Origin of the sequence: Bacillus sp. AFS012607 (assembly GCF_002558005.1) — a bacterium.
GTDB classification, from domain to species: Bacteria; Bacillota; Bacilli; order Bacillales; family Bacillaceae_G; genus Bacillus_A; species Bacillus_A thuringiensis_S.
In genome coordinates this window covers 54,843-72,561 of the sequence record NZ_NTVM01000028.1, presented here as the reverse complement: position 1 = coordinate 72,561, position 17,719 = coordinate 54,843, and the positions used below count along the sequence as shown (strand labels likewise).

The following is a 17,719-nucleotide window of genomic DNA, read 5'->3' as shown; positions in this document are numbered from 1 at the left end:
GTCATAACAGATTCGTTTGCCATTCTCATCCATTTCGCTTACAATAAACAATAACAAATAAAGAATCTCGTTATCACTGGGGGAGCCATGCCGCTGAGAGGGAACACTTCGTTCCGACCCTTCGAACCTGTTAGTTAATGCTAACGCAGGGATTGTGCAAACGTCCGAAATACATACCTCTTTTCATTTACGTATTTCGTATCCTCCTATGATATCTATTCTTTTTTGTACAACTTGGATTTAGGGGGAGACAACATGCGTAACACCAATTTACAAGCGATGATTGAATCTGCTATTCTTGCAGCCTTCGCCATGGTCATCGACATTTTACCACTTTCAATAAAAATATCAGCTACAGGCGGTTCCATTTCATTTGCTATGATTCCTATTTTTATTATCGCTTATCGCTGGGGTTTCAAAATGGCTTTCTTAGGAGGCTTAATTTGGGGATTATTACAAATTGTCGTAGGCGATGCCATTATCGTAACACCAATTCAAGTATTAATTGAATACTTTGTTGCTTTCGCATTCATTGGGTTTGCTGGTTTATTCTATCGTCCAATTCAAAAGGCGCTTTTAACATCCAATGAAAATAACGAAGAACAATCAAACTTAGGTAGCCGTAAAGACAAACCTTCATCAAAACCAAACCAAGGGAAGAAAGTAATTGGATATATTATCGTCGCTACTTTTATCGGTAGTCTAGCTCGTTACTTCTGTCACTTTATCGCTGGTATCATTTTCTGGGGACAATATGCACCAAAAGGACAATCAGCAGCTCTATATTCTTTAATATTTAACGGTAGTACAATGATTGGTTCCTATATTCTATGTACCGTTTTACTTATATTTTTATTTATCACTTCACCACGTTTATTCAAAAGCATCAGTGCTTATCAAATGAATACACAAAAAAAGGGCGCTTAATGAGCGCTCTTTTTTCATATCGTAATATCAATTAAAAATACAATAAATGCACAAAAGAAAATAAATACCATTATACTTAGCCAATTGCTATGCACGGTTCATCGACTCCTTACATAACCTCGTTTTCTAACCAGATTATATCGTTTAAAAATAAAGATTAGGTAAAGATAGTATGAAAATAAATTAAAAAAAGCGTAGCATGCATTATCTACGCTTTTTTCGGTAAGTAAAAGTAAAATAATACACCGTCTCCTGTATTCTTTACTCCATATTCAGCATCGTGTAATTCTAAAATATTTTTAGAAATAGCAAGCCCAAGTCCCGTCCCACCTTGTGAACGCTGCCGAGCTGCATCCACGCGATAAAAGCGATCCCAAATTTTATCTAATTGTTCTTCTTCAATGTGAGTACCTTTATTTTCAATGCACACTTTTATACGATCTTTATCATCTATTGTCGAAATAATAATATCCTCTTTATTTGGTGTATAACGTATTGCATTCGTAATGAAGTTCACAATGACTTGTTCAATTCGGCCTTGATTTGCAATCACTTCAAATGAACGTATATTTTTATGAACATGAAGTTCTTTTTTCTCTATTTCCACAGATAGATGTTCACATATATCTTCAATTACTGTATCAATATAAAACGAAGACTTTTTCATTTTATATGTACCAGATTCAAATTTAGCTAACTCAAGCATATCCAAAATTAAAGTATCCATTTTGTCTACTTCTCTCTCCATCGCCTGAAAATAATACTCTTTTTTATGCTCAGCTACCCCGTCTTTTAAAATGGAAATACAACTTTTCATAATACTCAGCGGTGTTTTCAATTCATGCGAAACACCAGAAATGAATTCTTTCCGTGTATTTTCTAACTTTCTTTCCTTTTCAATATCTTGTTCAAGCTGTCCGATATGAGAATTTAATTTGTTAGAAAGTATATTAATATTTTTCGATAAATCACCAATTTCATCTTTTGAAGTAATCGGTATTTTTTCTGTAAAATCTAAATGCGCTATTTTCTTCGTCGTATCATTTATTTTTAATAACGGTTTGGCAATTTGCTTTGAATAATAAAACGAAGCTAAAAAAATAAGAACGACTACAAATGCAATGATGTATATGTAATAATCTTGCACCATTTGTACAGCTTCATCTACAGGCTGTAAAGAAGCCATTGCATATATATATGCTACTGATCCGTCTTTTTCTTTTATTGGCTTAATTAATAATTTATATTTTATATCATTCTTTTCATAATCTATTGTTTGTGTTGTATATCGTATTTTATTGCTTTCTTTTAATAATAAATCGGTTTGAAAACCCTTAATATTATCTAAAAATATGCTATTTTTATAAATTGGATTCACAGGACCGTTTACATCTGGTAACTGTACTTTTGTAACACGTCCTCCTATGTAAACGCCTAATTCCTGAGCAGCTTCTTCCTGTACGGCTGGTTTCTTTTCCTTAGCAAGTTGCTCCCCAGCCGCTCTCTTTTTCTCCTCATCTAATTTTATTTTCTCCTGAAATGCTTTTTCTAACGGTTTATTAGATCCACTTAAATTCTGCTTAGATAAAGAAAAAGAGAATGGAATAAAACTATCTTCTTTTCTCACTCCAGAAAAATAAATCTCTTGTCCTAAAAACTGCTCTAATGATTTATTATCAATCTCCTCTATATTGACGAGATTGTATAAGGGTATCTTGAATAGTTGTTGTCCAAAGCTCTTTTGTTGCCTACGATCTATCGTTACCTCAAAATAAAAATCATCCACATGTTTTAAATTCCCATTCTGATCTAGTGTCGTAATCCACGTATTATTTTCCCTAAAAAAGTCTTGCTCAAGTTTCTGAATTCCTTCTGCATTTCCTGTGTAGTTTAGATAATTCTTCTCAAAGGAATTTAAATTCACTTTAATATCTTCCACTTTTCGATTCGCATAATATTGTTTAAAAAATATCGTTTGTCCAATAAATATCGTCGCTAAAATCAACATACATAATGCTGTTGTAAGAGTAAATAATTTTAGTACAATTCCTTTCTTCATACATTTCCCTCAAATTTATAACCTGTTCGTACTACAGTTGTAATGTACTTTGCCTTCTCTCCTAATTTATTTCTTAAATTACGAATATGACTATTAACCGTTCGATCATCACCAGCAAATTCATATCCCCAAATTCTTGAAATTAATTGTTCCCTTGTTAGTACAATTCCTTGGTTTTTCATGAAATACACTAATATTTCAAACTCCGTATGCGTTAAACTAACATCTGCCTCATCAACAGTAACAGTACGTGACGGAAAATGAACTTGGATGCCATGAATCGATAACGTATCATCTTCATTCTCTAAAGGTTTCTTCGATGCCTTTCTACTTTCTAATAATCGTTTCGCTCTTGCTAATAGAATGGGTGGACTATACGGCTTCGTCACATAGTCATCTGCCCCAAGTTCAAAACCAAGTAACGTATCATCTTCATCTACGCGCGCCGTCAGCATAATAATAGGCACCTCGGACGTCTTCCTAATTCTTCGGCAAACAGACCATCCATCGAGTTCTGGCAACATAATATCTAAAATAACTAAATCAACTTCTTCTTCTTCAAATACAACTAAAGCCTCTTTCCCGTCCCTCGCTTCAAACACTACATATTGTTCACTTAAAAAATAATCTTTTAATATTTCACGTAATATATCTTCATCTTCAACAATTAAAATGTTTTTTGACATAACTTATATATCCCCCTCCTGCTTTCAGAAACTATAATTTCATTTTGAATAACTGCCAGTTAACTTCGCCTCGATAATATATCTATCTGGTGCATCCCCTATATAATCAAATGGATAACAAGTTGTCAGTGTTAATATCGGTTCTTCTTTTTTTATAATAACAGTACGATCATCCGCATGAGTAATCCATGTCTTTTGAATTTCATATGTGTACGTTTTATTATCATACTCTAAAACAAGGGTATCCTTTTCTTTCAACTCTCCTAAATCTGTAAATACAGTATCTCGATGTCCACTCAGTACAGTATGTCCCCCTCCAGATGGAGTTGTCGTTAAATCACTAACAAACATACCAACTCCTTTTTTCAGAGTCGTATCATCCGCTCCCCAATATATAGAAAACTTCTTCTTTATTTTCGGTATGTTTAACATCGCTACCTTTTCTCCTTCTTTATGTTCTGTTTGAGAAGAAGGCACTTGAGTGGTTACAGGTGTTTCATGAGAAAGTTGAGTATCTTGTATATTTTTAAGGCTCTTTATTTCTTCTGCTGTTAATTGCCCGGCAGAGCTCTTTCCTTTATACCATTCCACAGCGTAATAGGATCCCATGAATAGCCCTATAGCCATCAATATGATACCGATATAATTGAGTAACTTCATGTTTCATCCCTCCATGCCAAAAATGGTAGGAGTAACCTACCATTTTTAATATATGAAATTATCCCATTCTTTATAGGACAATATTTTATTTACACTTTAAACTTACTGCGACGATTCAAACCAAATAATGTACCTAGTGCTACAAGGGCTGCACTTAATCCCATCATTACCACGTTATTTGATGCCGTGTTTGGCAATTTTTCACCTTGTACAACTGGCTTGGCTACTTCTTTTTTAGCTACTTCATTCTTTTGCCCAGCTTCTATAGCTGCTTCTTTTTTGGCCATATCGTTTTTTAACTGTTCTTGCGCTATTCTCTTTTTCTCTTCTTCACTTTTTTTCTCAGCTTTTATTGCTTCCTCTTCTTTAGCCATATCATTTTTTTCTTGTACTTGTGCCGCTTCCTTTTTCTCTATTTCACTTTTTTGCTGTTCCTTAATTGCTTCTTCTTTTTTAGCTTTATCTTGCTGCATTTGCGCTGCTTCTTCCTTTGTCAATGTTCCTGTTGAAGCACTCGCTACTGAAGAATATCCTACTGTTAAAAGTGCCATTGCACAAATTGGTAATAGTCTCTTTTTCATCTTCATTCTCTCCTTATATTTTATTCACATCAACTCGCATCGGATGTATTACTAGAATAAGCAAGAGATATAAATATAAGATGCAGATGAAATATAATTCATTTAAAGATTTCATTGTAGAAAAAGAAAAAAACATCGCAATATATACGATGTTTTTTTCGGGTGTGTGTCTCAATATTTACATGTTACTTTCGCGCGATTTGGAAGTAGAACGGGCCGGAGCGATAACTAATTGTCTCGGCTCAGTTTTCTTGAAGTGATTTTTGACGTTACACTTACGACGTTGAACAACCCACGCTTTAATAGGGTTTGTCAAAATAATCTTTTGCTCTTCGTTAGGGGCCTCTTCTTCAAACCTACAACTTTCGCTCCATTTATTCCATTTCATTGTAAATTTAGAAGAAGAATGATCATCTTCACGATCAAACAAGTGCAAAAAATCCATTTTTCCATCTAGCATTACGGTATTACTAGTCGCTAAAAAAGAAAAGGTCGTCCAACGTTTCTCCATGCCCTCCTACTCCTTTTTCACATATAGAGTGCCTAAAACTTAATTTACCTAAAATATGCTTGCCTTTTACCTTACACCCATAGTTTATCCAAAATGCTATTATGCAACTATCGATTTGCCTTACAACTACCTTACATTTTTGTAAGAAACAAAAAACCTTCACTCTATATAATGAAGGTTTCTTACTTTTTATCTATATGATTTCTCATATCATCAAGTCCAGCTTCTTTTAGCTGCGACATCATACCGTGCGAAATTGCTCCTAACACTAAAGTCATTCCAATTAATGAAATACGAATCGCAGGTACATCAATTACGTAAGCCAACAGGCCAAGAACAATTGTTAAAAGTAATGCTTTTATAAATGTTACACTTGTGTACTGTTTCTTCTTCATCATATTCACCCTTTTTGGAAGCGTTTTCTTAATGTACTTAGTATATCATATCATCAGATGATTTTGTCTTTATCTTTGTAAAAAATTACTATCTCCTTTGACTTTTTCTATTCTATCCTTTACAGTCGAAATGTTCGCAAGTTTTACACTGTAGGAGGATTACAATGAATATTGAAATAAAAGACACTTTAATTTCTGAAGAACAATTACAAGCAAAAGTGAAAGAATTAGCACTTCAAATCGAACGTGACTTTGAAGGAGAAGAAATCGTAGTTATCGCAGTATTAAAAGGTTCATTCGTATTTGCTGCTGATTTAATTCGTCACATCAAAAATGATGTAACAATTGACTTTATTTCTGCATCTAGCTACGGAAATCAAACAGAAACAACAGGAAAAGTGAAACTACTAAAAGATATTGACGTAAACATTACTGGAAAAAACGTAATTGTTGTAGAAGATATTATCGATTCTGGTTTAACACTTCATTTCCTAAAAGACCACTTCTTTATGCATAAACCAAAGGCACTCAAGTTCTGTACATTACTTGATAAGCCAGAACGCCGTAAAGTAGACTTAACAGCTGAATATGTTGGCTTCCAAATTCCAGACGAATTCATCGTTGGATACGGTATCGACTGTGCGGAAAAATATCGTAACTTACCATTTATTGCTTCAGTTGTAACGGAATAATATAATAAAATAAGCTTCCATCAATTACTGATGGAAGTTTATTTTCTATCACGATTCGTAAAAGACAAAGGGAGAGAATAAAAATGACAAAGACAAAATTTGAAAAAGTACTCCTCATCGTAAATCCGAAAGCTGGTCAAGGTGACTTACATACAAATTTAACAAAAATCGTACCACCTCTTGCCGCAGCTTTTCCTGATCTACATATCCTTCATACGAAAAAACAAGGTGATGCAACAAAATATTGCCAAGAGTTTGCTAGTAAAGTAGATTTAATTATCGTCTTTGGTGGTGATGGAACAGTATTTGAATGCACAAATGGCTTAGCACCTCTCGAAACTAGACCTACACTTGCAATTATTCCAGGTGGAACTTGCAATGACTTCTCTCGCACACTTGGTGTTCCGCAAAACATTGCAGAAGCGGCAAAACTTATTACAAAAGAACATATAAAACCAGTTGACGTTGCAAAAGCAAATGGACAACATTTCTTAAACTTCTGGGGGATTGGTCTCGTATCTGAAGTATCAAACAATATCGATGCAGAAGAAAAAGCAAAGCTTGGTAAAATCGGTTACTATTTAAGTACAATTCGAACTGTAAAAAATGCTGAAACATTCCCGGTAAAAATTACTTATGACGGACAAGTATATGAAGACGAAGCTGTCCTTGTCATGGTTGGAAATGGTGAATATCTTGGTGGTATTCCATCCTTTATTCCGAACGTAAAATGTGATGACGGAACACTTGATATTTTCGTAGTCAAATCAACAGGGATTCAAGCATTTAAAGATTACCTCGGAAAGAAATTATTTGAAGACTCAAATGAAAATGACATCTTCCACGTAAAAGCGAAATCCATTCATATCGAAACAGAGGAAGAAAAAGAAGTAGATACAGATGGAGAAAGTTCGCTTCATACACCTTGTCACATTGAATTATTACCAGGACACTTTACGATGATTTATAATCCTGCGGTTGTGTAAAGAAAAAAACGAGTGCTAGCACTCGTTTTTTCTCTTCTAATCTAGTTATGTCGTTGAATAATTTCCTCTATTTCTTTAACTCTGTCTAAAGTAATTCCATTTCTTTGTTCAATTGCTAAAGGATGGTCGGTTGGCTCTAATTCAACATACGGTGCCATTCCAACTTCTCTTATATGTACATTTGTTTTTAAATTTAATGTTTCTGGATAAACTGGTATTTCTACAGATAACCACCCAAAATAAGGATCACTATTTTCTCGGCCTCTCTCATCCCACTTTTCTAATACTTCATCATAACTTTCTTTACTAAGCGATACCCACACAGTCCATATGAAATTTTCGTGGTAATCAATGATAGGAATCTCTAAACAACCTCTAATAAAGTAATGTTCATCGTCCATTACGCAAAGTTCTGATGTTAAATGGAAGCGTCCCTCTCTTTCATGGGGCGCTACCTCGTAATAATAATATGGTGCTTTACTTCCGTAGCATAAAGGAAGTGTAAAATGACTCATTTGTACTTTTTCTCCAGATTTTCTTCTTCTTTTCATTTATTATTCTTTCTCCTATCTTTTTCAGTCACAACCAAACTCCACCCAATTTTCCCAGTTCGTATTAGCATCCTTATTTACAATTTCACTAGAGTATACCATAAACATACTTACCTTTCATTTTCTAATAATATTACTAAAAAATAGTAGAATGACTAGTTTGCATACTCTAGTTCTTTTTATGTACAATGAAGGAAAGAAGCACCTTCATATAAGGGAGAGGACAAACTTTGTTCAACCAACAGTTAGTTAATTTACGCATTGATTTTGCATTTAAACAATTGTTTGGTACGAATGGTAGTGAAGATATTCTAATTGCATTTTTAAACGCTATGTTACAAGATTCTTTAGAGTCGCCCATTGCTTCTCTACAACTAGAAGATCCACATTTACACAGGGAATATGAAGAGGATAAGTTATCTATTTTAGACATTTCAGCGACATTAAACACAGGAATAAAAGTCAATGTAGAAATACAACTCAATAATAATCACGATATGGTTAAACGCAGTTTATATTATTGGGGAAGACTATACACATCTCAACTACAAAAAGCGATGCCCTACAGTGCACTTCACAAAACCATCACCATAAACTTACTAAACTTCGTAATGTTTTCGGAACACCCAGCCTTCCATACAACGAGCATATTATGGAATACACAACAAAAAAAACTCCTAAGTGACGACATAGAAATCCACACTATAGAAATTCCAAAGTTAACTGAACAATGGTATGAAGAAAAAGTAAATCCGTGGAAAGATCCATTTGTTCGTTGGCTTTTATTGCTTTCAGCAAATGAGGATGAGCACTTAACTAAACTATTGGAGGATATTGCTATGAACCAAGACCCTATTTTACAAAAAGCGATAAATAAATGGGAACGTATGAGTCAAGATTCTTCTTTCCGACAAGCCTATGACGCAAGGGAGAAAGTTTTAATGGATGAAGCAGCAAAATTCGCCCACGCAGAGACAGAAGGAATAAAAAGAGGGATGGAACAAGGGATAAAAAAAGGGCTTGAAAAAGGCATTGAAAAAGGCATTCAACAGGGCATTCAACAGGGCATTCAACAGGGCATTCAACAGGGCATTCAACAGGGCATTCAACAGGGCATTGAAAAAGGTCGAAAAGAAGGAGTCCAACAGGGGAAAATTCAAATGATTAAAAATATGTATGATCTTGGTATACCACTTGAAACGATTGCTAAGGCAAGTAAATTAAGTTTGCATGAGATTGAGCATATTTTAGGACATAAATAGTCATAAAAAAGAGCTTGAATAGTTTCAAGCTCTTTTTTTATCAACTCTCCTCAATACCATCCAATTGAGTCTTATAACATTCATCACATTCTGGCCTCGTAGGAAGAATCCCTCTTTCATCAGGTAATAAAACCCTCAAAACTTCTCGATCCATCTCTACGAAATACTTCATAATAATGGGATATCCTTCAATAATATTCATATACTCAATCCCTTGTTCAAACTTTTTTCCGCTCTTTATTTCTTCTATTTTCAGCATAAAAAATCCGAAACCATACAAAATGATTTCGGATTTCCTATAGTTAAAATATTAAATTACATTTCGAACAAAAAGGAGCAGAATTTCCTCTTCAAATTTTCGCATTACGTTTTGGACAATATACATCTCTCTCTTCTATCTTTTCTCGTTCTATCATATGTAAGGATACTATTCTCATACTGCACATAACCCCAATTAATATAAGGCTAACAACGAGCAGCATATCTCTCACTTCCTTTCTATATTTTACCATAAAATAACAAAACCGATTCCCACATTGAGAATCGGTTTTATCTTTATAATCCTAACTTCGCCTTCGCACCATCAGGAATTTTATCTACTTCTATTTCTACTTTATCATGTAAAAACTTCCCTCTTGTAATGACATGCCAGTACGAGCCTTTTTGTAATTTATCTACGCCATCAATTGTTACTTCTTTCTCTTCTCCCTTCTCATCATAAGCTTTAACTGTATATTCAAAACCTTTATTTCCACCTAACTTCTTCGCTCCAACCAAATTTTGAGCTGGGATCCCTACTACCCGTTTATGCTGGATAAATTTATTAAACTTCATAGTGTTTTCAAAACAAAAAGTCTTCCATACAACGAGCATATTCTGGAAGACACAACAGCAGCGACGCCTAATTGATGATATAGAAATTCCAAAGTCAACAAAACAATAGCATGAAGAAGAGCTAGAAAAATATCGAGAAGGTTGACGGGGCATACACCGTGTCAAATTGAATTATTATCAAAGCTTTCAACAGTGATTTATAATCCTTATTTTGCTATACTTTAACAATTACTAAACTTCGCATTTTTTCAAAAAATAAAGTATAATGAACTAATATAAAAAGGTTGTTAACAAAATCGTTAACAACCTTTTTTGTTTTTTCCGAAAAACTTTTCAATTTAAGGGAGCGATCACATGTATTGGAGAAAAAATGATAAACCTGTAGAAGAACCAGAAGCAATTGCTGTATGGGAATGCCAAGAAGAAAACTGCCGTGGGTGGATGCGTAAAAACTTTTCGTTAGAAGAAGAGCCGCAATGTCCTTTATGTAAAGGAGATATGGAAAGCAGCGAACGCTTATTACAAAAGTTATAATAAATTTTCCTCTTCACCTTTTATAAACTCAAACATAGAGGATCCTCTTTCTCCTTATTTGCAATGTGAATCGAAAGAAAATAAACTATACAAAAAGCTTTGCGTATCCTCGCAAAGCTTTTTCAATATCTCAAACTCATTCCAACCATAGTTCCTATCCAAATGATTACTGTTCACCTATATGCTCAATAACCAAATTAATATAAAAGGAAATCCAATAAAATTTACAAGTTTCACTTTTAATTCATCCATTTTTTATAGGCTAATACAAATTTTATACTTTAATCTTACGACGAATAAATCCAAATACAGATCCTAATACCACAAAACATGCACTTGGTATCATCATTGTTTCGCTACTTCTTTTTTCTCTATATCATTCTTTTGTTGTGATTGAATCGTTGCTTTCTTTTTCCCTAATACTTCTTTTTATTGATCCTGAATCACGGCTTCTGCTCGTTCTAATGATTTTTTTTACTCCTGCATTGCTGCTTTCTTCTTCTCTAACGCCTCTTTTTGCCAAGCATGAAATTCTGCTTCCTTTTTTTCTAATGCTTGTGCTGATACCTCTCCCTTTGACGTTGTTCCAGTAGATGCGCTAGCTAACGATGAATATCCTATTGATAAAAGTGCCATCGCACAAATTGGTAAAATTTTCTTTCTCATTTCATTTTCTCCCTGTATACTTTTTTAAATACCAGCTTGGGGGTATTTATAGACTAAACAAGCTATATAAATATAAGATGCAGATACGATATATTTCACTTAAAAATTCAATTAGTGTAATTAATTACACTAATCTCTATGTATAGATGTATTTCCTTAAAAATAGTAGAGGGATTCCTTGATTTCTCCTTAATAATATTCAAAAGTCCCAAACTATAATAAGTTTGAGACCCTTGAATTCTATATTCTATTTTTTCTTTGGGAGGACAATCCCCTTATATAATTGAATAGTGATCAAATAGTAAACAACGTAAATAATTAAAAATATACAAATCGGAAGTCCAATATTCACATATGGATTCACAAAAAATTTAACAAATGTAAATACATTCATTCCTACCAAAACGTGTATAAGACCCAATATAGCTGGAAATAGAAATACAATGCCTAATTCTTTATACATAGATTTTATAAGTAATTCTTTACGTACCCCAATTTTCCGAAGCATCTCATAACGCCCTATATCTTTCGTAGCTCCAGAAAGGATCTTAAACATTAAACAACTTGCCATCATAGCTAAAAAAGCAAGGCCTAAAAAGAATCCCATAAAGGAAGTTCCTTTTGAAAAGGCAAGCATAGATTCATAATCACTATAGTTTGTCGGTAAATATACATCTTCCTTAGGCTTATTAATAGTAGCGGCTATTTTTTCGATTTGACGATCATCCATCTCTTTTAACTCTGTTTTATACCTTAAAATATTATCTACTTTAGCAATAAAAAATGTATGCTCATTCCCTTGAATTGCTTCATAACGTTTTTCATCGACGATATAGACAGGTTTACGATCATATACAGAAATATTCGATCTAAAATCACTATCCATACTCTTATCCCAATTCAGTGGTAACGTAGAACTAGATGGATCAACTTCCTCCCCCTTAAACATCCTATAGCTCGAAGATGGAAGTTGTTCAGTAATATGTGTTGTCTCTTTCTTTCCAAACAACAGTGGAGGATTCTCCAATAATTCTTCTTTTAAATAGTAAACAGCCTCATTATTAACTTTATATTTATATTGTTTTTTATCTACAATTTTCATTTTTTCCATAGCTTTATAATCCTCTGCTTCTGGATCATGAATTGTAATATCATAACCTGACATTCTTTCTGCTGTAAGGATTACGTTTTTCTGTAAAGACATGCCACCAGCCATTGCCCCCACACCCAGTCCAATTAGCATCGTTACCGTGCCTAATATTTTCGCCAAACTACTTACACGAAACTGCAATTGTGCAAATGTAAATGCATTTAATTTCTTCTCATTTAAATAGCGCGTTTTCTTTAACCTGTTAACAATCATAGGTAAGAACGAAATAAATATAAGATATGTCCCGATTGTAATCGTGAATAGTGGAAGCATAATGGCTCCAGCGCCCTTTATTCCTACGAAGAGTACGAAATAATACCCTACACCTAGTCCTAGCAAACTACATAAAAGTAACAATATTGTGGCTGGTCCTTTCATTCGTATGTGCTCCGTTTGCTCCTCTGTACGAATTAAATCTAGTTCTGTTTTAAGTGCTATACGAATCACATTCACAACGGATGTAAGTAGAAATAACACACTAAAGAATATAAATGTTATTTTGAATGCAGGACCATAAAATGCTTGATAACCTTCCGCTGAAATTTCCAATTGTTTCGTTAGAAATTTGCTAACGAAATTAGAAAGAATGGCTCCGAATACACTACCTAGCACTAGTGAAATCATTCCCATAATGAACGTCTCAAAAAATAAAAGTTGACTAATTTTACTCTTTTTCGCCCCTAATACAAGGTACATACCAAGCTCTTTCTGCCGGAGTGAAAGTAGAAAAGAGTTTGCATAAAAAATATAAAAGAATGTAATAAACGCTACCAAAACAGAGCCTATTTGAAATACAAATACAATTGAACCAATAATACTGTTATTCATTGTAAACTCTTTATTTAACGCAAGCGTTTGAAACATATAAAAAATAGAAATTGAGATTACAAGACCTATTAGTAAAACGATGTAATCCTTTATCATTTTTTTCATACTGGAAATAGAAAGTTTTAATAACACACTTTACACCCACGATTCTCTACAGCGTGGTATACTACATTCACCTTTTTACTATCCCCTCTTTGTACAACGTTCTCTTCAAATATTAAAGTTTTCATATTGCCTCCTGTCATGTGGCTAGTGCTACGATCATGCTATTTTCATAGCCACTAACTATCATTTTATCTTTTCCCGACAAACAGCAATATTGATTCCTCTTACATTATCCTTACATTTTTGTAATGTACAATACCTTAAAATCATTATATTAAAATTATTATTTTCATAATCCGATTCATATACCTTTACTTTGTTCTCACGAAGATGACATCAATATTCTCACACTTAAATAATATATTTATAAATATAAATTCGAAGGATATTTTATAGGTTTTCTAGTCTATTTAAAAAGTTATATAAATCATTAACATTAGAAATGGACAAAAAAAGCCCCTCTGTAATACTTAATAACTTTGCACTTATCATCAGTTTACCTCTTCATTATAATTGTCCAAGATAAAGATAAGATAACAACGATATAAAGATATACCCACATGTTATTAAATTTAGTACCGTTTTACCTTTCCTTATCCCTCTCACTCTTTACTTTACATTAATTCTCTTCGTTTCTAATCCACCTCTGATGGACTCTATATAAAACTATTATTTAGGTTGTATTAAAATAACATATTCTAAATCATATAAATTTGCCTTTGGTTTTGCATAAATAGTATAAGTAAGACCATATTGATCTTGTTCTTGTTCTAGTACCTCTGCTACTTCAAGACCTGGTGGTATTTTCTGACTCAATTCAGAGGTAATAATGCTATCACCTATTTTTATTTCTTTCACTTTATCTGATGGGATATTATCAATTCGAAGGGCCTGTTTTTTCTTATCATACCCTGTAACAAATCCTAAAATGGATGAATTATTTTGAAGGGTGATTGCTAAACGATTCGTTCGTTCATCACTCGTAATTAATTTCACAACAGATGTATATTGATCTACACTATCTACCTTTCCAATAAAACCGTTCACTGTAATAGCAGCCATACCAACCTTTACACCATGTTGTGCCCCTCTCTCAAGAGAGATTTTTCCATACCAATCTTCTGCTTCACGCCTTACTACTGTAGCTTGAATTAGATTGTATTTTCCTTGTTCCTTTAATTCTTTCGTTTTATTGATAAGTTTAGTAAGATTTTCTTTCTCCTCACTTAACATTTGCACTTTACCCTTTAATGATTCTTGATGTTCAATTTTCCCTTTCAATGCTTGATTCTCTTTATATACTTTATAAATGTCTTCTATATTATGAACAATATTTTGGACATGCTTATTATTTGTACATACATACACCGCCAATAAAGCCAAAAGAATAATTGAAAGAAATAATAATATTTTCTTCTTAGAAACCTGCATAATTATCCTGCTACTCCTTATCAATTTTTATCCACACACTATAGGATACTAGTGATTGTATACAGAATAAATGCAGTTTAGATAAAGTTCAGATAAACTTTATTTTCTTTATAAAAAATTTAGAAATTATCATATACTGCCATTGCATTCAAATTTTGATCGTTCAACTTATCATTTCTATAACTAAATATGTTTTATTGTTACTTTTTCTTTCACTTTAGCTGGTATTTCATCACCTTGCACTTCTTCCCATTCCATACCATAACTTCCTTTAGATCTAATCTTTAAATATGCTCCTATTCTTAAATGTTTTGAAGCAGTCATCGCAATCTTTTGCTCTTGACCAGATTCATTATATCCTTTGAATTTATATTCCCATCTAGCAAAACCTTTGTTTTCGGCTCCATATTTACCATCATTATCAACAACAGCATAATAAATACCTTCTTTAATAAATGGATTGAGTTGATCTACAATAGATCCACCCTTCACTATAAGTAATGTAACTCCAACTATAATCAATGCGATAAACGCGCTTATTTTTTTCATGAAACTTTCTATTCTCCTCTTCTCAGATACTTCCACTTAAAAGACTTCCTCTAAATCAATTGTGGCACTATTACTTATTAAAATGTAACCAAATTTCCTAATGCTCTTCTAATTAAATTGGCAATAATATAATAAATTGAATAACCCCATTTTCATGTTTTTCTCGAATTTCTCCTTTGTGCAATTCAACAATGCTTTTTGCAATTGCAAGCCCCAAACCTGAACCTTCTACAGCTCTACTTCTCGATTGATCTTTTTTATAAAAACGCTCAAACAAATTCTCTAATTCTTTTTTTGTAAATTCTTCACTATGATTAGCTATAGAAATTTTGATATGCTGCTCTTCTCTTTGAAGTAAAACCCGAATTTCTGCTTTATCTATACTGTATTTAATTGCATTTATTAAAAGATTTTCAAACACACGCACCATTTTTTCTGAGTCCACCACAGCATATATACGATCTTCCTGAAATTCTTTTACAAAAAAAAGATTATGCTCCTCCGCTTGTGGTACTAGCTCTTCTATTAATTGATCAAGTAGTTCATTTATACACACTTCTTGCGAATCTAACGCCATATTTTCATCTGTTAGTTTTGTATACTCAAACAAATCTTCTATTAACATCTTCAACTGCTCTGATTTTGAAAAGGCAATTTTTATATACTCATCATGCTGTTCTTTATTTTCATATTTCGCATCACCTAGTAAACGTAAATACCCCATAATAGAAGTAAGTGGTGTTCTTAAATCATGTGATACATTTGTAATCAATTCACTTTTTTGCTTCTCTATTTGTTTTTCCTTTTCTATATTAGCCAAGAGCTTTTCTGCCATTTGATTAATATTAGAAGTTAATAAACCTATTTCGTCTTGACCTGCCTGTTTGATTTTATATTGTAAATTACCTTTCGAAAATTCCCTTACTCCTTCTGCCATCGCTTCAATCTGATTCATTTTCCTTTTCGTTATATAAAAGAAAGATAGTATAAAAGTGATAAAACCTAGTAAAGATGGAAATGGACTGCTATCATTCACTATATACTTCACATTTCCTTGTGGTATACCACTTGCAATAATATACATATTTTTCGTATTAACAGTAACCGGATAAAAAGTTGTAAACTCCTTACGCTTTTGTTCAGTTCCATCTTGAATTAAATTTTGCGCCTCTACATATCGTACTTGATCCATTTTAAAATCCATCACATTACGCATCGTCTCATGAAGATTGATTTGTTCTTCCGGCGCTCCCTTTGTTTTATAAACGACTTTCCCATCCTCGTCTATTATTAAAATCTTTAGTTGATTTTGTTCATTCAATTGATCAAGCAGTTCTTGTATATTAATTTCCTTACCTTCCTCGGTCATACTTTCAACAAGCCTTTGTGTCTGTCCATCAATGGCTTCCATACCTGATGCATAATCAATGATAGAAATTTTATTCGCATCCTCAAAAAAAGAAGATGAAGACCATCCTACTAATACACCGAGTAACGTACAAAAAGTAAATGTAGCCATTAGCTGTATCCGTATGCTCTTTTCCAAATAACTCACTATTTTACCTGTCATTTTTTTTAAAACTTGATTCATCCATATTATCGGTTCAAATATCTTTCTCAATCTTGTAGCCAACTCCCCATACTGTTTTAATGTACCGAGGATTCCTTGGAATCGCCTCTATCTTTTCACGTATTTTCCGAATATGTACCATCACAGTATTATCAGATTGGAAAGCTTGCTCTTTCCATACTCTTTCATAAATTTGTGCTGCATTTAATACCATTCCTTGATTTCGTACAAGCAATTCTAATACCTCAAACTCTCTCGGTGTCAATTTCACCTCTTCATTTGCAATAATGACCTGCCGTGTTACTATATTAACTTTCATATCTCCAATCTCTATTTCATTTTCATCTTGTACACTTGTCCCACTCATTTTCATATATCTCCGAAGTTGTGATTTAATACGAGCAATGAGTTCCAGTGGATTAAATGGTTTAGCTACGTAATCATCTGCCCCAGTTGTTAATCCTAAAATCTTATCCATATCTTGCGTTTTTGCCGACAGCATAATAATAGGCATTTCCGCTATTTCTCTCACTTTCATACACATATGAATACCATCTATTTTCGGCATCATAATATCAAGGACGATTAGATGCACGTCTCTTTTCTTTACTATTTCTAAACCTTCTTCACCATCTCCAGCTTGTAATACTTCATAACCTTCATTCTTTAAATAGATAGTGATAAGTTTTCTAATTTCCTTCTCATCGTCCACGATAAGTATCGTTCCTTTACTCACAAAATC

19 protein-coding genes, 1 pseudogene and 1 riboswitch are annotated in these 17,719 nt (G+C 33.2%); of the genes and pseudogenes, 5 read left to right on the top strand and 15 right to left on the bottom strand.

The window, feature by feature from the left end; genetic code table 11:
* Positions 1-68 precede the first annotated feature (68 nt).
* Positions 69-170: riboswitch (TPP riboswitch) on the top strand.
* Positions 171-255: 85 nt separating this feature from the next.
* On the top strand, positions 256-927 hold the full coding sequence (gene thiT / locus CN409_RS26250; RefSeq protein ID WP_044783222.1) for an energy-coupled thiamine transporter ThiT: 672 nt from the start codon (positions 256-258) through the stop codon (positions 925-927).
* Between the two features lie 208 nt (positions 928-1,135).
* On the opposite strand, the gene CN409_RS26245 is transcribed toward thiT, so the two are convergent.
* The 6 genes from CN409_RS26245 to CN409_RS26220 form a co-directional block, all read right to left on the bottom strand.
* Positions 1,136-2,986 (bottom strand): sensor histidine kinase, encoded by a 1,851-nt coding sequence (locus CN409_RS26245; protein ID WP_000715418.1) that lies wholly within the window; start codon positions 2,984-2,986, stop codon positions 1,136-1,138.
* The gene (locus CN409_RS26240) at positions 2,983-3,672 is read right to left on the bottom strand and encodes a response regulator transcription factor (RefSeq protein WP_000041850.1); all 690 of its coding nucleotides are present in this window, start codon (positions 3,670-3,672) and stop codon (positions 2,983-2,985) included. Before CN409_RS26240 ends, CN409_RS26245 begins: the two co-directional genes overlap by 4 nt.
* Before the next feature lie 39 nt (positions 3,673-3,711).
* Positions 3,712-4,332 carry a class D sortase gene (locus tag CN409_RS26235; RefSeq protein ID WP_000771574.1) on the bottom strand — a complete coding sequence of 207 codons (621 nt, stop codon included), beginning with the start codon at positions 4,330-4,332 and terminating at the stop codon, positions 3,712-3,714.
* An 89-nt stretch (positions 4,333-4,421) separates the two neighbouring features.
* On the bottom strand, positions 4,422-4,913 hold the full coding sequence (locus CN409_RS26230) for an LPXTG cell wall anchor domain-containing protein (protein ID WP_000746712.1): 492 nt from the start codon (positions 4,911-4,913) through the stop codon (positions 4,422-4,424).
* A gap of 178 nt (positions 4,914-5,091) precedes the next feature.
* Positions 5,092-5,424: a hypothetical protein gene (locus CN409_RS26225; protein WP_000415613.1), complete on the bottom strand. Its 333-nt coding sequence runs from the start codon at positions 5,422-5,424 to the stop codon at positions 5,092-5,094.
* A 182-nt stretch (positions 5,425-5,606) separates the two neighbouring features.
* A complete protein-coding gene (locus CN409_RS26220; protein ID WP_002081963.1) occupies positions 5,607-5,822 on the bottom strand; it encodes a hypothetical protein in 216 nt (71 codons plus the stop codon).
* Between the two features lie 161 nt (positions 5,823-5,983).
* Between CN409_RS26220 and hpt the strand changes: the two genes are divergently transcribed.
* Positions 5,984-6,511, top strand: coding sequence for a hypoxanthine phosphoribosyltransferase (gene hpt / locus CN409_RS26215; RefSeq protein ID WP_001019295.1), 528 nt, complete (start codon positions 5,984-5,986; stop codon positions 6,509-6,511).
* A gap of 83 nt (positions 6,512-6,594) precedes the next feature.
* Positions 6,595-7,497 carry a diacylglycerol/lipid kinase family protein gene (locus CN409_RS26210; protein ID WP_097981115.1) on the top strand — a complete coding sequence of 301 codons (903 nt, stop codon included), beginning with the start codon at positions 6,595-6,597 and terminating at the stop codon, positions 7,495-7,497.
* A gap of 41 nt (positions 7,498-7,538) precedes the next feature.
* Here the strand turns inward: CN409_RS26210 and CN409_RS26205 are convergent, their stop codons facing one another.
* Positions 7,539-8,048 carry a DUF2199 domain-containing protein gene (locus tag CN409_RS26205; RefSeq protein WP_097981113.1) on the bottom strand — a complete coding sequence of 170 codons (510 nt, stop codon included), beginning with the start codon at positions 8,046-8,048 and terminating at the stop codon, positions 7,539-7,541.
* A gap of 230 nt (positions 8,049-8,278) precedes the next feature.
* Here CN409_RS26205 and CN409_RS26200 point away from each other — a divergent pair, with 230 nt between their 5' ends.
* Positions 8,279-9,310: an Rpn family recombination-promoting nuclease/putative transposase gene (locus tag CN409_RS26200; protein ID WP_098217953.1), complete on the top strand. Its 1,032-nt coding sequence runs from the start codon at positions 8,279-8,281 to the stop codon at positions 9,308-9,310.
* 40 nt (positions 9,311-9,350) lie between these two features.
* On the opposite strand, the gene CN409_RS26195 is transcribed toward CN409_RS26200, so the two are convergent.
* Entirely contained in the window at positions 9,351-9,569 is a 219-nt protein-coding gene (locus CN409_RS26195; RefSeq protein ID WP_002081958.1) for a hypothetical protein, read from the bottom strand.
* Between the two features lie 296 nt (positions 9,570-9,865).
* A pseudogene (locus CN409_RS26190) lies at positions 9,866-10,075 on the bottom strand (DUF1093 domain-containing protein); the annotation flags it as partial.
* Between the two features lie 423 nt (positions 10,076-10,498).
* On the opposite strand from CN409_RS26190, the gene CN409_RS26180 reads away from it, so the two are divergent.
* A complete protein-coding gene (locus CN409_RS26180) occupies positions 10,499-10,678 on the top strand; it encodes a cold-inducible protein YdjO-related protein (RefSeq protein ID WP_000289928.1) in 180 nt (59 codons plus the stop codon).
* A gap of 474 nt (positions 10,679-11,152) precedes the next feature.
* Here the strand turns inward: CN409_RS26180 and CN409_RS26175 are convergent, their stop codons facing one another.
* The 6 genes from CN409_RS26175 to CN409_RS26150 all read right to left on the bottom strand — a co-directional run bounded on the left by CN409_RS26175 (position 11,153) and on the right by CN409_RS26150 (position 17,713).
* Positions 11,153-11,344, bottom strand: a complete 192-nt coding sequence (locus tag CN409_RS26175) for a hypothetical protein (protein WP_002162460.1) — start codon at positions 11,342-11,344, stop codon at positions 11,153-11,155.
* Positions 11,345-11,591: 247 nt separating this feature from the next.
* Positions 11,592-13,454 (bottom strand): FtsX-like permease family protein, encoded by a 1,863-nt coding sequence (locus tag CN409_RS26170; protein ID WP_086390918.1) that lies wholly within the window; start codon positions 13,452-13,454, stop codon positions 11,592-11,594.
* 642 nt (positions 13,455-14,096) lie between these two features.
* Positions 14,097-14,858 carry a rod shape-determining protein MreC gene (gene mreC, locus CN409_RS26165; protein ID WP_001198147.1) on the bottom strand — a complete coding sequence of 254 codons (762 nt, stop codon included), beginning with the start codon at positions 14,856-14,858 and terminating at the stop codon, positions 14,097-14,099.
* Positions 14,859-15,041: 183 nt separating this feature from the next.
* Positions 15,042-15,407, bottom strand: coding sequence for a YxeA family protein (locus tag CN409_RS26160; protein WP_000723891.1), 366 nt, complete (start codon positions 15,405-15,407; stop codon positions 15,042-15,044).
* A 112-nt stretch (positions 15,408-15,519) separates the two neighbouring features.
* Complete coding sequence (locus tag CN409_RS26155; protein WP_097981110.1) at positions 15,520-17,028, bottom strand: sensor histidine kinase; 1,509 nt, start codon at positions 17,026-17,028, stop codon at positions 15,520-15,522.
* Positions 17,012-17,713, bottom strand: a complete 702-nt coding sequence (locus CN409_RS26150; RefSeq protein ID WP_097981109.1) for a response regulator transcription factor — start codon at positions 17,711-17,713, stop codon at positions 17,012-17,014. Before CN409_RS26150 ends, CN409_RS26155 begins: the two co-directional genes overlap by 17 nt.
* Positions 17,714-17,719 lie beyond the last annotated feature (6 nt).